Origin of the sequence: Bacillus sp. FJAT-27445, assembly GCF_001510665.1 — a bacterium.
Taxonomy (GTDB): domain Bacteria; phylum Bacillota; class Bacilli; order Bacillales; family Cytobacillaceae; genus Bacillus_D.
Map to the genome: position 1 here is coordinate 1 of NZ_LMTI01000003.1, position 13,098 is coordinate 13,098.

At 43.7% G+C, this 13,098-nt stretch carries 12 protein-coding genes; 5 read left to right on the plus strand and 7 right to left on the minus strand.

Annotation, left to right across the window (positions count from 1 at the left end; translation table 11 throughout):
* On the plus strand, nt 1-299 hold a 299-nt coding region (locus tag AR337_RS23600; RefSeq protein ID WP_216637368.1), incomplete at its 5' end, for a hypothetical protein.
* A 74-nt stretch (nt 300-373) separates the two neighbouring features.
* Here AR337_RS23600 and gyrA read toward each other — a convergent pair.
* The 7 genes from gyrA to dnaA form a co-directional block, all read right to left on the minus strand.
* Nucleotides 374-2,962, minus strand: a complete 2,589-nt coding sequence (gene gyrA, locus AR337_RS08560; RefSeq protein ID WP_059171605.1) for a DNA gyrase subunit A — start codon at nt 2,960-2,962, stop codon at nt 374-376.
* Nucleotides 2,963-3,087: 125 nt separating this feature from the next.
* Nucleotides 3,088-5,010: a DNA topoisomerase (ATP-hydrolyzing) subunit B gene (gyrB, locus tag AR337_RS08565; protein WP_059172210.1), complete on the minus strand. Its 1,923-nt coding sequence runs from the start codon at nt 5,008-5,010 to the stop codon at nt 3,088-3,090.
* A 61-nt stretch (nt 5,011-5,071) separates the two neighbouring features.
* Nucleotides 5,072-5,302 carry an extracellular matrix regulator RemB gene (remB, locus tag AR337_RS08570; protein ID WP_059171606.1) on the minus strand — a complete coding sequence of 77 codons (231 nt, stop codon included), beginning with the start codon at nt 5,300-5,302 and terminating at the stop codon, nt 5,072-5,074.
* Nucleotides 5,303-5,311: 9 nt separating this feature from the next.
* Complete coding sequence (gene recF / locus AR337_RS08575; protein ID WP_059171607.1) at nt 5,312-6,430, minus strand: DNA replication/repair protein RecF; 1,119 nt, start codon at nt 6,428-6,430, stop codon at nt 5,312-5,314.
* An 11-nt stretch (nt 6,431-6,441) separates the two neighbouring features.
* Nucleotides 6,442-6,660 carry a S4 domain-containing protein YaaA gene (gene yaaA, locus AR337_RS08580; RefSeq protein WP_059171608.1) on the minus strand — a complete coding sequence of 73 codons (219 nt, stop codon included), beginning with the start codon at nt 6,658-6,660 and terminating at the stop codon, nt 6,442-6,444.
* Between the two features lie 275 nt (nt 6,661-6,935).
* Nucleotides 6,936-8,072 carry a DNA polymerase III subunit beta gene (gene dnaN / locus AR337_RS08585; protein ID WP_059171609.1) on the minus strand — a complete coding sequence of 379 codons (1,137 nt, stop codon included), beginning with the start codon at nt 8,070-8,072 and terminating at the stop codon, nt 6,936-6,938.
* Nucleotides 8,073-8,256: 184 nt separating this feature from the next.
* Entirely contained in the window at nt 8,257-9,603 is a 1,347-nt protein-coding gene (gene dnaA / locus AR337_RS08590; RefSeq protein ID WP_059171610.1) for a chromosomal replication initiator protein DnaA, read from the minus strand.
* A 669-nt stretch (nt 9,604-10,272) separates the two neighbouring features.
* On the opposite strand from dnaA, the gene rpmH reads away from it, so the two are divergent.
* The 4 genes from rpmH to jag all read left to right on the plus strand — a co-directional run bounded on the left by rpmH (nt 10,273) and on the right by jag (nt 12,531).
* Nucleotides 10,273-10,407, plus strand: a complete 135-nt coding sequence (rpmH, locus tag AR337_RS08595; RefSeq protein ID WP_059171611.1) for a 50S ribosomal protein L34 — start codon at nt 10,273-10,275, stop codon at nt 10,405-10,407.
* A 218-nt stretch (nt 10,408-10,625) separates the two neighbouring features.
* Nucleotides 10,626-10,979 carry a ribonuclease P protein component gene (gene rnpA / locus AR337_RS08600; RefSeq protein ID WP_059172211.1) on the plus strand — a complete coding sequence of 118 codons (354 nt, stop codon included), beginning with the start codon at nt 10,626-10,628 and terminating at the stop codon, nt 10,977-10,979.
* Nucleotides 10,980-11,134: 155 nt separating this feature from the next.
* Nucleotides 11,135-11,911, plus strand: coding sequence for a YidC family membrane integrase SpoIIIJ (gene spoIIIJ, locus AR337_RS08605; RefSeq protein ID WP_059171612.1), 777 nt, complete (start codon nt 11,135-11,137; stop codon nt 11,909-11,911).
* Nucleotides 11,908-12,531, plus strand: coding sequence for an RNA-binding cell elongation regulator Jag/EloR (jag, locus tag AR337_RS08610; protein ID WP_059171613.1), 624 nt, complete (start codon nt 11,908-11,910; stop codon nt 12,529-12,531). Before spoIIIJ ends, jag begins: the two co-directional genes overlap by 4 nt.
* The last annotated feature ends 567 nt before the right edge of the window (nt 12,532-13,098 follow it).

A 13,098-nucleotide genomic window follows, 5' to 3' on the forward strand; every position in this document is an offset into this window, starting at 1 on the left:
GTGATCCGAAGATCACTATAATATTGTTTGTTGACGCTTGTTTGTTTAGTTTTCAAAGAGCAATGTTCGCTAACAGCGACTTTAATAATATAACATATCAACTAGGCTCCGTCAACACTTTTTTTAAAGTTTTCAACGTGTTTGTGTTAACAATCCCAGCCGACCTTTGTGATTATATCAGCATCCAATCGAACAGGCAATCCTTTTTAAAACTGCAAGTTATTTCTGATAATTCTCACTTGCTAAGTGTCTCACTAAAGGTTCTTAATCACAAAATAGGAACCAGTGGTATTGAATAAACCAAAATAAAAAACCGGAAAGCCTTCGCAGAGGCTTTCCGGTACATTTAAAGCAGTTTGATCTAGAACTTATTTTATTCCTCGTCAGTTTCATCATCGGATGCAGATTCCGAATTCCCGACAGGTTCATCCATCTCAACTACTTCGGTTACAACAATTGTATCATCTGGATGTGAGGCTTCAACAATTGGGCCGCTGAAATCTGACTCTTCCCCATCCATTTCTTCCTCTTCTTCTTCCCTCTCAACTTTTGCTACGGTTGCAACACTTTCATTTTCCTTAATATTAATCAGCTTAACACCGATTGTATTACGGCCAACTTTCGAAATGCTGTCTACCGGAATTCGGATAAGTACCCCGCCAGTAGTAATCAGCATCAAATCTTCTTCACCCGTAACAGTTTTCATTGAAACGAGGTCTCCGTTCCGTTCCGTAACATTGGCAGTCTTGATCCCTTTACCGCCTCGGCCTTGAATCCGGTATTCAGCTGCGGCCGTCCGCTTTCCATAACCTTTGGTTGTCACTACCAGGACATCCGTATCTTCTTCAAGCACTTCCATCCCAATAACTTCATCTTCCTTATCAAGTGTTATGCCTTTCACGCCGGTAGCTGTTCTTCCCATTGTCCTGACATCTGTTTCCGCGAACCGAATCTGCATTCCTTTTTTCGTAGCTATGACGATTTGCTTGCTGCCGTCTGTCATCCGGACAGAAATCAATTCATCTCCTTCACGAAGGTTCAGTGCGATAAGCCCGTTGTTTCGGATATGCGCAAATGAAGTAAGCGGTGAACGTTTAGAGATACCTTCTTTGGTCGTAAAGAATAGGAACCAGTCATCAACAAATTCGTCGACCGGGATTATCGCATTGATCCATTCTCCCTTTTCAATGCCTAGAAGGTTAATGATCGGGAGTCCTTTGGCCGTACGGCTGAATTCAGGAATTTCATACCCTTTGGCTCGATAGACCTTTCCTTTGTTCGTAAAGAATAGAATCGTATCATGGGTTGACGTTGTAATCAGCTGCTCAACGAAATCATCTTCATTTGTGCCCATTCCCTGGATTCCGCGCCCACCGCGTTTTTGCGCACGGTAAGTAGAAACTGGAAGGCGTTTAATGTAGCCATTATGGGTAAGTGTAAGAACAACAGTTTCGCGGGGAATTAAATCTTCATCCTCAATGTTTTCAATTCCGCCAGCCACTATCTCAGTACGTCTGTTATCGTTAAATCGCTCTTTAATCTCAAGCAGCTCTTCGCGGATGATTTCAAGTATTTTTTCTTCATCGGCAAGGATTGCTTTCAGTTCTCCGATTAACGCCATTAAGCTTTGGAATTCTTCTTCTATCTTTTCTCTTTCAAGTCCGGTAAGGCGCTGCAGCCTCATATCGAGAATAGCTTGGGCCTGCTTATCAGATAGGTTGAAAGTGGACATCAACCCATCCCTGGCAATATCGGTTGTCCTGGAGGAGCGGATAAGCGAAATGACCGCGTCAAGATTATCAAGGGCGATCCGCAAGCCTTCGAGGATATGGGCTCTTGCTTCTGCTTTACGAAGCTCAAACTCTGTCCTGCGTCGAATAACCACTTGTTGGTGGCTTAAATAGTAATTCAGGCATTGCTTCAGGTTTAATACCTTTGGCTGCCCATCTACCAAAGCAAGTGTATTTATCCCAAAGGTTGTCTGAAGGGCAGTCTGCTTGTATAAATTGTTCAAAAGGACATTCGCATTCGCGTCTTTTCTTACCTCAATGTATATCCGCATACCATTACGGTCAGATTCATCACGGAGATCCGTTATGCCGTCAATCCTTTTATCTCGTACAAGCTCGGCAATTTTTTCAATCAGCCTTGCCTTGTTTACTTGGTAAGGCAATTCTTTTACAATGATTACTTCTTTGCCATTTTTCAGTTGTTCAATTTCGACTTTTGCCCTAAGGGTGATGGATCCGCGGCCACTTTCGTATGCCTTGCGAATCCCACTCCGGCCAATGATGATCCCGCCAGTTGGAAAATCAGGGCCTGGAATTATCTCCATCAACTCAGGGATTGAAATATCCGGATCCTTGCTGATCGCCAAAACCCCATCAATGACCTCACCAAGCTGGTGGGGAGGGATATTTGTCGCCATTCCAACGGCAATCCCAGTTGTACCGTTTACAAGTAGGTTCGGGAATCGGGCTGGAAGGACAACAGGCTCTCTTTCTTCGCCATCGTAGTTGTCCTGATAATCAATTGTGTCCTTGTTGATGTCCCTTAAGAGTTCCATCGAGATTTTCGACATTCTTGATTCCGTGTAACGCATGGCCGCAGCCGCATCACCATCTACTGATCCGAAGTTTCCGTGTCCATCAACGAGCATATAGCGAAAGTTGAAGTCCTGGGCCATCCGAACCATTGTTTCATAAACGGCTGAATCCCCGTGGGGGTGGTATTTACCAATAACATCCCCAACAATACGCGCAGATTTCTTATATGGTTTATCAGAGTGCATCCCGAGGTCATGCATTGCATAAAGGATACGTCTATGTACCGGCTTCAGGCCGTCCCGGACATCAGGAAGGGCACGTGAAACAATAACACTCATTGCATAGTCCAGGAAGGAAGATTTCATTTCCTGGCTAATATTTATTTCCCTTATTCGGGGGTTTTCATAATCAGCCATCAGATTACCTCCATTAGGGACTGGCCTAATACATGTTCTGCGCCAGGGTGCCCTAAATTAATTACAAAAGCAGGATAGATTCCTCTATCCTGGCTTTCAGATTGATCTTTTCATTTGCAAAAAGCTTATATATCCAGGTTTTTTACATAAATGGCGTTTTCCTCAATGAAGTTTCTGCGGGGCTCAACCTTGTCGCCCATCAGAATTTCAAATGTCTCATCTGCCTCAATTGCATCGCTTAGATTTACTTGGAGAAGGGTCCTTGTATCCGGATTCATCGTGGTTTCCCAGAGCTGCCCCGGATTCATTTCCCCAAGCCCTTTATATCGCTGGATGTTCGGTCTTGGCGTGGCGGGAAGCTCGCCCATGATTTCATCCATTTGCTTATCGTTGTATGCGTATTCTATACGTTTGCCCTGCTGGATTTTATAAAGCGGAGGCTGGGCAATATAAATATAGCCGGCCTCAATGATCTGGCGCATATAACGGTAAAAGAACGTCAATAATAAAGTTCGGATATGGGCACCGTCAACATCGGCATCCGTCATAATGACAATTTTGTGGTAGCGGGCCCTGCTAATATCAAAGTCTTCGCCAATCCCTGTTCCTACTGCCGTAATAATAGCCCTGACTTCATTGTTGGACAGAATCTTATCAAGCCTGGCTTTCTCAACGTTCAAAATCTTTCCTCGAAGCGGGAGAATTGCCTGAAAATGGCGATCTCGCCCCTGTTTGGCGGATCCTCCAGCGGAGTCACCCTCAACAATATAGATTTCACTTTCGGAAGGATCTTTCGATGAACAGTCGGCAAGCTTGCCCGGAAGGCTCGAAACCTCCAGCGCACTCTTCCGGCGGGTCAATTCACGGGCTTTTTTGGCAGCAAGCCTTGCACGGGCCGCCATTAACCCTTTCTCAACAATTTTCCTGGCAACAATAGGGTTTTCCAACATGAATTTTTCAAATTGGTCCGCAAAGACCGCATCTGTTACTGTCCGCACTTCTGAATTCCCAAGCTTAGTTTTTGTCTGGCCTTCGAATTGCGGATCGGGATGCTTAATGGAAACAATGGCAGTCAATCCTTCACGAACGTCTTCACCAGACAGATTCGAATCAGCTTCCTTGAAAATTCCACTCCTGCGGGCATAATCGTTGATAACCCTGGTCAACGCGGTTTTGAAGCCGAATTCGTGGGTACCGCCTTCGTGGGTGTTAATGTTATTTGCAAAAGAATAAAGGTTTCCTGTATAACCATCATTGTATTGCAAGGCAACCTCTACCGTAATGCCATCACGGCCTCCCTCCATATAGATCGGCTCATCATGGATTACTTCCTTTGTGCGGTTCAAGTGCTCAACATATGATTTGATTCCGCCCTCGTAATGGTACTCATTCGACTTATTTTCAACGCGTTTGTCTTCAATGGAGATGCTGAGTCCCCGATTAAGGAAGGCCAACTCCCGAAGCCTGTTCGCAAGTACGTCGTATTCATATTCAAGCGTTTCCGTGAAGATTTCTGGATCAGGCTTGAAGTGGATGGTAGTACCGGTTATGTCAGTTTCGCCAATCACCTTTAGATCGGCAGCCGGAACTCCGCGTTCATATTTTTGATAATGTATCTTGCCGTCTCTGTGGACAAAAACCTCAAGGAAAGTCGACAGCGCGTTAACAACCGAAGCACCGACACCGTGCAGGCCGCCAGAAACCTTATAGCCGCCTCCGCCAAATTTGCCTCCTGCATGCAACACTGTCAGGATGACCTCAACCGCAGGCCTTCCCATTTTTTCCTGGATCCCTACAGGAATGCCCCGTCCATTATCAATGACGGTTATGCTGTTATCCTCTTCAATATTGACCTGAATTTTATCACAATAGCCGGCCAGCGCTTCATCTATGCTATTATCGACAATTTCCCAGACAAGATGGTGCAACCCCCTGCTGGCTGTCGAGCCGATGTACATTCCCGGCCGCTTCCTTACAGCCTCCAGGCCTTCAAGAACCTGGATTTGACTGGCATCGTATGATTGTTCCTTCATCATTTCTTGATCCATTGCCAAACCGCTCACCTGCTCTTTCATTGCATTTGCCTTACTAATTTATATAAAGTCCATGTTAAAAGTCATGAATGCCCGTTCGGGCTGAACGTTTTTTTAATGTGCTTGAGGCGAGAGGGGAAAGATAGACTTCTTTTCCAGTAACCACAACTGACTTAAAAGGGCCCTTCGACAAATTGGTCACCTGGGCGGATTCAGCCAAATTTGAAATACCAGCACTTTCCTTATCGATAATGGCAATAATATCCCTAGCCCTAATCATATGGTCTTCCCCAATATGGATGTACATTCAACCGCCTCAATTCCTGCGTATAATCTCTCCTGAACTGACTATGAAGGTCGAAGCTTCCTTGATTGTCTGGTGATCAATTCCCTCCACGCTCGTTGTCGTCACAAATGTTTGGACCTTCCCGAGGATTGTATTAAGAAGATGTGACTGCCGATGCTCGTCAAGCTCGGACAGTACATCATCCAAAAGCAGGATTGGATATTCGCCAATTTCGGAATTAATCAATTCAATTTCAGCCAGTTTCACGGATAAAGCTGTTGTCCGCTGCTGGCCCTGTGAGCCGAATGTCTGGACATCACGCCCGTTGACGTGGAAAAGGACATCATCGCGGTGAGGGCCGAAAAGAGTTGTCCCCCGTTCGATTTCCCTTGATTTCACCTTTGTGAATTTATCTTCAAATACCCCTATCATTTTCGACAAATCCTGGCTTTCTAATACATTCACAGAAGGGGAGTAGTGTATTTCCAGTGTTTCTATTCCTCTTGAAATTCCTTTGTGGAGGGGCTGGGCCCATTTCTCCAGAATCCTAAGGAATTCAAAGCGTTTCGCGGTAATCCTGACCGCAGCCTGGATAAATTGTTCAGTGAGGATGTCCAGCATTGTTTCGTCACTGGTTTTTTTGATTTGCAGCATTTTTAAATAATGGTTGCGCTGCTGCAGTATTTTTAAATATTGGCTGACACCGTGCAAATAGACAGGCGAAACTTGTCCAATCTCCATATCTATGAAACGCCGCCTGACCTGGGGGCTGCCTTTTACAAGGTTCAGGTCTTCAGGAGCGAACATGACAACATTCATATTTCCTACATACTGACTTAGCCTCTGCTGCTCGATATGGTTGCACCAGGCTTTTTTGCCTTTTTTCGAGATGACGAGCTGCATTGGGACGGAGCCATGTTTCCGTTTGATCCGCCCTTCTATTTTAGCATAATCCGAATCCCAGCGAATAAGATCTTTATCATTCGAGGTCCGGTGCGACTTTGCCATTGCCAGAACATAGATAGATTCCATGAGATTTGTTTTTCCCTGGGCGTTTTCCCCCAGGATCACATTTACCTTGTTCTCAAAATCAATTTCAAGGCTCTCATAATTCCGATATTTTTTTAAAGCCAGCTTCTCAATATACATAACAACATCCCTTAAGCCTGTTCAAGGGTAAATTCACCAAATTCGGGAATCGATACTTTGTCTCCAGCCCTGAGTTTTCTTCCTCTTCTTTGGTCCTGTTCTCCGTTGATAAATACTTCATGCTCCCCAAGGAACCATTTGGCCATTCCGCCAGTCTGAATTACCTCAGCAAGCTTTAGAAACTGGCCCAGCGTGATGTAGTCGGTATCGATTTTTATCTCTACTGGCATGTACCTCACTCTTTTCTAAAAGAAAATAGCTATATCTTTTTCAAATAAGCTGAAACGGCAAAATTTACATTTACAATTTAAAGTATCTAATACTTTATTTTACTAAAAAAACCGGCAAGATACAAAGATTACAGAGAAATAACACTTTTCCAACCGTTTATGGCCTTTAATTACCAAAATCCACAGTAATTTGTTGATTTCTCTCTTTCATAGATCATTTTTTAGAAAAGAAAGCTGCCAGTCCCCTGGCAGCTTTCAAGTCGTGCTATTGAAAATTAGTATGTTCTTACTGGCAGAATCAGCTGGAGTGTCGATTCATCATGAAGCGGACGGATGACGAACGGTCTCATAGCTCCTGTAAAACTAACTTTTATATCGGTGCCTTCAAGTGCTTTTAACGCATCCATCATATATTTTGCACTAAAGGATATTTTTAATTCTTCACCTTCAACAGCCTGGCTTTGGATTTCCTCCACAACTTTACCGATTTCCGGGGTATTGGAGGAAACTTCCACAATTCCATCTCCCAGGGTTGAGAATTTGACAACGTTGTTTCGTCCTTCTTTTGCAAGCAGCGATGCTCTGTCAATCGCATGGAGGAAATCCTTTGTATGGACGACAACATCCGTTTTGCTTTCTTGCGGAATGAGCCTTGATGTATCAGGGTAATTTCCTTCAAGAAGCCTTGAGAAGAAGAGCAGGTTCTTTGCTTTGAACAATACCTGGTTATCGGTAATGACGATATCAATAGGCTCACTTGTATCAGCAATGATTTTGCTCAGTTCGTTCAAGCTTTTTCCCGGTATGACAACATTATAGGACTCATTGTTCTCAGTTTCGACTTTTGCCTTTCGCAATGCAAGGCGGTGTGAATCTGTTGCAATACAGATCAGTTCATTATTTTCAGCCTTCCAGTTTACACCTGTCAAGATAGGGCGTGTTTCTGACACGGACACTGCAAATACGGTTTGCCTGATCATCGCTTTCAGCAAATCTGCTGGAATTCGGAACTTGCTGTTTTCTTCCACCTGCGGCAGGTGCGGATATTCTTCCGCATCCAGGCCATTCAGGTTAAATTCAGATTTCCCTGACCTGATGACTGTTTGCAAATGGTTTTGAACTTCAATCTCTACTGTATCGGTAGGAAGTTTTTTGACGATTTCACTGAAAAATTTCGCCTGAAGGACAATCGCCCCTGTTTGTTTGATTTCAACAATTTCATCGCCGTTCTCTTCTTTTGGGATAAACGATTCAATCGAAATGTCGGAATCGCTTCCTGTCAAAGTTACTCCTTCTGTACTCGCTACAATTTTTATGCCAGTCAAGATTGGAATGGTTGTTCTTGACGTTACTGCTTTCATAACATCATTTACGCTTTGGACAAGATAGTCGCGCTGGATACTGAATTTCATCTTTATTCCCCCGATTCATGCATATTTTTTTACAAAGATAATATATTAATAAGTTCTTTAAAAAACAGTAGAAGTACTAGTAGGGCCTGTGGGTTTGTGGATAACTCCATTATTAAAAGGAAAGACAGTCTATCCACATGTGGACAGACTGTGTGCAACCTCTACGGAGTTATCAACAAAAAGGCTAAACTTTCAACATCTCATTCAGCTCTTTGACTTGCTTTTGGAGCTGGGGATCAGAAGTGAGCAGCTTGGAAATCTTTTCGTGGGCATGGATTACCGTCGTATGGTCCCTGCCTCCGAATTCTTCACCAATTTTCGGAAGGGAGAAATCGGTAAGTTCACGTGACAGGTACATTGCTACCTGGCGAGGGAATGCGACGGTTCTAGTCCGCTTTCTAGCTTTGAAATCCTCCAGCTTGATGTTGAATTGCTGGCCGACAGCTTTTTGGATATCAAGAATCGTGACGATTTTCGGCTTCGAGCTAGGAATAATATCCTTCAATGCCTCAGCGGCAAGATCAGCGTTAATATCCTTATTTATTAAGGAGGAGTAGGCGACAACCCGGATGAGGGCACCTTCGAGTTCCCTAATATTCGAGTCGATTTGGTTGGCAATATACAGCATTACTTCATTTGGAATGTCAAGGCCTTCCGCTTTAGCCTTTTTGCGGAGGATGGCGATCCGCGTCTCAAGGTCAGGTGGGGTGATGTCAGTAATCAAGCCCCATTCGAATCTGGAACGAAGCCGATCCTCGAGTGTCGGAATCTCCTTCGGCGGCCGGTCACTCGAAATGATGATTTGTTTGCTTTCCTCATGCAGGGTATTGAATGTATGGAAAAACTCTTCCTGCGTTGATTCTTTTCCAGCAAGAAATTGAATATCATCAATAAGTAGGACGTCAACTTTTCGATATTTATTCCTGAATTCAATTGCCTTGTTATCACGGATTGAATTAATGAATTCATTTGTGAATTTCTCGGAAGAAAGATAAACCACTTTTGCAGATGGATTATGTTCAAGTACATAGTGCCCGATTGCATGCATCAAGTGTGTCTTTCCAAGGCCGACCCCTCCATAGATGAAAAGGGGGTTATAGGCTTTTGCCGGCGCTTCCGCAACTGCAAGTGAAGCGGCATGGGCGAAACGGTTTCCCGATCCAATGACAAACGTATCAAACGTATACTTCGGGTTCAGCATAGTTTGAGGAATATCATTGTTTTCTTCATCCCTTTTTAGCCTTTTTTTCGGAGTGGAAAGTTCATGCTCCTCACCGTTTTTCACTTGAGGAATAATAAATTTAACTTCCAGTTCTTCACCGGTAATATCATAAAGGATTCCTGATATCAATTGGGCATACCGTTCTTCAAGCCAGTCCCTGGCGAATTCATTCGGAGCAGTAACAACAAGGGTATTTCCCTGCAGTGAATGCGCCTTTGTTGATTTAAGCCATGTATCGAAGCTGGGCTTGCTAATCTTGGTTTCGATTGTAGCCAAGGCCGCATTCCAAAGGTCCGCAATATTTTCCAACTAGTTTCCCTCCCTCTTTTAGTCTAAAACTCTCTGAATTGTACGCCTTCTTGTATGTTTGTTGAATATTTGAGCAGGTTATACAAGCTGTATAACTCGATTGAATAAATATTCAAGGTGATGGATTTGTGGAAAAACATATTATAAGGAAAGAATAAGAGGTTTCGACAATATCCACGGCTTGTGGACAAGTTTTTACAACGGTGTGGAATAACCTGTCCACATCTTATCCACAACCTGTGGACATCTAAATTGTCCACATTGATTTATTAGAAGTGAAAACACAACTATAATAACAAATAAAAGTAAGCGGCGCAATGGGTTTAAATAATTATCCACAAGAACCGCTTTTATCCAGGTTTCATTTATCCACAATACTAGGGTATGTGAAAAACTTGTCAATAAGCAAGGGAGAAAGTAAAAAAAATGTCGGAAATTATCCACAGGGGATAATTTGATAATATTTTTTACAAAGGAGCAGGACAATTTCGAAAAAAGATACAGAAACGATCGAACAGCCTTGGCGGCTGGAAGAAGCATGAAATCAGAAACAGTAGTTGACAACATCCCTGGTGCATCTCTATAATAATTAAGACTGTCTTTACCAAGCGTAAATTGAATGCAAGCTAGACTGTCCATATAAGCAATTCCTCAGGGAGGTGTTACACGATGAAAAGGACATACCAGCCAAAGAAAAGAAAGCATAGTAAAGTTCACGGTTTCCGCAGCCGTATGAGCTCAGCGACAGGACGCAGGGTTCTTGCGCGCCGCCGCCAAAAAGGAAGAAAAGTATTATCAGCTTAGGCCACTGACCGTCTCAGTGGTCTTTTTTCTATTGAAAACGAAGTCGATTTTCTCTTCGTGCTCACCCAAAACCACTCTCAGACTCTTAAATGAGTTGTATTTTTTAATAATCGGCCTTTTAATTTCCGCTGCCGCTGTCCAGAATAACAGGCGGCGGCAACGGATAGGATGACTTTAAGAGGTGGCAGCCACCAGTGGCGCAGATTGAAGGTGAAGTCATGAAAAAAGAATTCAGGATAAAAAAAAATAAAGAGTTCCAAGAAGCCTTTAAAAAGGGGCGCTCGACTGCAAATCGGCAGTTTATAGTCTACATTTTGAAAAAAGAAGAGCAGCCTTCATTCCGGATCGGCTTATCGGTAAGCAAAAAAGTCGGAAATGCCGTGGTCCGAAACCGGATCAAGCGATACATAAGGCAATCCATTTTTGAAATGAAGGATGGGCTAGCTGAGGGCATTGACTATGTAATCATTGCCAGAAAGCCTGCTTCGGAAATGGAATTTCTTGAGGTGAAAAAGAGCCTTGCCCATGTCTTGAAGCTTGCAAAAGTGTTAAAGAGGAACTTTCCTGTCTAAATTGAGCAGTGTTGATCAGATTTTTTCCTTATTCCTTAGATTTTGAAAGCACTTGCTTATAAAAAATGATAGAATGATTCAGATAGCGTGTCCCTTAAATTGTTGGGACCCTTGATGAAAAATAGATACCCATCCGCTTAAGGAGGAAATTTCGATTGAGTAAGCGAAAAATTGTGTATATCGGAATGTTTTTATTGGTTCTCCTAATGACAGGCTGTACTCAGATAAACCAGCCAATTGATGCGAGCAGCAAAGGTTTTTGGAATGAGTACATTGTCTACCCGCTCTCCTGGCTCATTACTGAAGGAGCGCATATTTTATGGGGCAGCTTCGGCCTTTCGATCATTGTTGTTACCATTTTGATCCGCTTGGCAATCCTGCCGTTGATGATCAAACAGACAAGAAGCTCAAAAGCGATGCAGGCGCTTCAGCCTGAAATGAAAGCTTTGCGCGAGAAATACAGCTCGAAGGACCAAAAAACACAGCAGAAGCTCCAGCAGGAAACTATGGCTCTTTTCCAAAAGCATGGAGTCAACCCATTGGCGGGGTGTTTCCCTATCCTGGTTCAGATGCCGATCCTGATTGGGTTTTATCATGCCATTTCAAGGACTGCGGAAATTAAGGAACATAATTTCCTTTGGTTCGATTTGGGGGATAAGGATCCGTATTATATTTTGCCAATCGTTGCGGGTATAACGACTTTCATCCAACAAAAAATGATGATGGCCGGAACGGAAGGCAATCCGCAAATGCAGATGATGCTTTACATGATGCCAATCATGATCCTTGTCTTTGCAATCAATTTCCCAGCAGCCCTTTCCTTGTACTGGGTAGTAGGGAACCTGTTCATGATTGTCCAAACTTATTTCATTAAAGGGCCGGACCTGAAGAAGGCTTCAGCCACCGGCGGCGCGGGGGGAGCAAAAAAGTGAAACAGATAACTGCTAGCGGTCAAACCGTAGATGAAGCAGTCCAATCAGCACTAGCTCAGTTGAACACAACTAAAGACCGCACAGAAGTAGAGATTGTTGATCAAGGGAAAAAAGGCATTTTCGGCCTTTTTGGATCAAGGCCTGCTGTTGTAAAGGTAACGGTCAAAATTGACCCGATCGAGGAAGCGAAGAAATTCATTACCCAGGTCAGCGCACAGATGGGGGCTCCTATCGAAATAGAGGCGACCAGGGAAGGGAAGCATGTAACCTTTGTCCTCAGTGGAGAAAAAATTGCCCTATTGATAGGGAAAAGGGGACAAACTCTTAACTCGCTTCAATACTTGACTCAGCTCGTAATCAATCGTTTTTCCGAACAATATCTTACAGTCATCCTTGATGCTGAAGATTACCGGAACCGCCGCAACGAGACGCTGATACAATTGGCTCAGCGCCTTGCACAAAAAGCTATGAAAACTGGCAAAACGGTAACGTTGGAACCAATGCCTTCCTATGAGAGGAAAGTGATTCATACCGCACTTTCCGAAAATGGCCGGATAAAGACGTATTCCGATGGAACTGAGCCTCATAGGCACATCGTTATTTCGCCGGTTCGGCACTAAAACTAAACATTCACTATCTGAATCCTGCCATCCATTACGGAGGCGGGATTTTTTTTGTTAAAAACTACCCCGACAAAGGTTTCGCTTTGTCCCACCATAAAGGACAGTAAGGCTCTTAATAGGTAAGTCAGTGGAATCAGAGGTTATCTATGGAGCCAACTGCCCCTAATGGTCCGATTGGCTCATCTAGCAACAGGAGGAAAAATCTCTCCAGTTGCAAGATTCGCTTTATCCCACCATAAAGGGCAGTAAGGCTCTTAATAGGATAAGTCAGTGGAATCAGAGGTTATCTATGGAGCCAACTACCCCTAATGGTCCGATTGGAGAGTTAAAGTGAAACTTGGAGCTGGTTTCCAGCGACATAGTTGAACCAATCGGGTTCGTACTGCTGCTTAATCCTGAGAAGCAGGATTCTAGCAGCAGTAGAACGGGACTAAGTCAGTGGAAAAAACCCACTGACATAAGATTCGCTTTATCCCACCATAAAGGGCAGTAAGGCTCTAATAGGCAAGTCGATGGAATCCAAGTTAATCATTTTAGAGCCAACTGCCCCTAAAGGTCCGATTG

What these genes read in the sequence shown, in the direction of transcription:
- gyrA (WP_059171605.1), bottom strand. Translation starts at nt 2,962, where the DNA reads ATGGCTGATTATGAAAACCCCCGAATAAGGGAAATAAATATTAGCCAG.
- gyrB (WP_059172210.1), bottom strand. Translation starts at nt 5,010, where the DNA reads ATGGATCAAGAAATGATGAAGGAACAATCATACGATGCCAGTCAAATC.
- remB (WP_059171606.1), bottom strand. Translation starts at nt 5,302, where the DNA reads ATGTACATCCATATTGGGGAAGACCATATGATTAGGGCTAGGGATATT.
- recF (WP_059171607.1), bottom strand. Translation starts at nt 6,430, where the DNA reads ATGTATATTGAGAAGCTGGCTTTAAAAAAATATCGGAATTATGAGAGC.
- yaaA (WP_059171608.1), bottom strand. Translation starts at nt 6,660, where the DNA reads ATGCCAGTAGAGATAAAAATCGATACCGACTACATCACGCTGGGCCAG.
- dnaN (WP_059171609.1), bottom strand. Translation starts at nt 8,072, where the DNA reads ATGAAATTCAGTATCCAGCGCGACTATCTTGTCCAAAGCGTAAATGAT.
- rpmH (WP_059171611.1), top strand. Translation starts at nt 10,273, where the DNA reads ATGAAAAGGACATACCAGCCAAAGAAAAGAAAGCATAGTAAAGTTCAC.
- rnpA (WP_059172211.1), top strand. Translation starts at nt 10,626, where the DNA reads ATGAAAAAAGAATTCAGGATAAAAAAAAATAAAGAGTTCCAAGAAGCC.